This is a genomic window from Mucilaginibacter sp. P2_D11 (assembly GCF_056404435.1).
The window spans coordinates 1-1,081 of the sequence record NZ_JBFUEA010000054.1; the positions used below are offsets into that span (position 1 = coordinate 1).

A 1,081-nucleotide genomic window follows, 5' to 3' on the forward strand; every position below is an offset into this window, starting at 1 on the left:
GGGGAAAGTCACGTCATTTGCTTCATCCACCGGTATGGGCTCGATACCCACATTACGAAAACCACCCTTAGTATCAAAATAATCCTGTAGATACATGGCATGGTAAGCAAGGTAATATTTCCCTTTATACTTGAACACGTGACTGTGATTGTTTGTCATAGGACCCACGTTAACTTCGCCGGTATTCTTAAAGTAATTATCGCGATACTTCCAACTATCCTTATCTAAGGGTGTTTTACTCGTCATATAAGATATGTTGCATGCGGTTGGTTTAGCAATATTGGTATAAGGCCATTCAGTGCGTTCATCCCAATTCGTACAATAGCTATAAACCCAGGTCCCATTGATAAAGTTAAGGTCGCTGGCCTCATTAAAATAAGGGGCGGGTATCTTAGAAATGTTGCTGGCTAAACTGATCATATCTGCTCCTAATTTGACGATCCGGGCATTATCCGGCATATATTTTGTTTTAGGCGTTCCGGCCCCAAAACTCAGCCAGCCTGTGCCCTGGCCGTCAATCAAAACTCCGGGATCGAATGGATTTTCGACATCCACACCGGGGACAGTACGGTCGACTATGTTTTTTCCTAATGGGTCTTTCCAGGGGCCAACCGGAGAGGTGGAAGTAAGCACGGCGGAGCCACCACCGCCATTGGAGTAATACAGATAGAAGTGCGTTTTACCATCTGCTTCCAGCCTGGAGGTAATGGAAGGCGCCCACGACGCAGAAGTCCATGGCGCCAGTATGGCTGTATTTATGAGGCCATGATAAGTCCAGTTAACCATATCATCGGAAGACATCATGACCAGTGTACGGATATACCCGTAACTGTTTTTCCCATCCTTCCCTACCTTCTCAAACTGTTGATGGTCATTGGTGGCGTACACATAAATTCTTCCGTTGTATTCTACAGCTGTTGGGTCGGCCGTAAATATAAAATCTAATAAAGGATTGGCATTATTGGTGAAAAGTTTCGGCGAAACTTTTGCCCATTTTACTTCCAGATCTTCATTAATTGGCTGAGTAATTTGAATTCGCCTGGCATTACCATTCGAAGCTGTGATAGTCACTATCGCCGCG

The 1,081-nt window shown here is 44.9% G+C and carries 1 protein-coding gene; it reads right to left on the bottom strand.

Annotation, left to right across the window (positions count from 1 at the left end):
- On the bottom strand, positions 1-1,081 hold a 1,081-nt coding region (locus tag AC1DXC_RS27300), incomplete at both ends, for a family 43 glycosylhydrolase (RefSeq protein ID WP_477462338.1).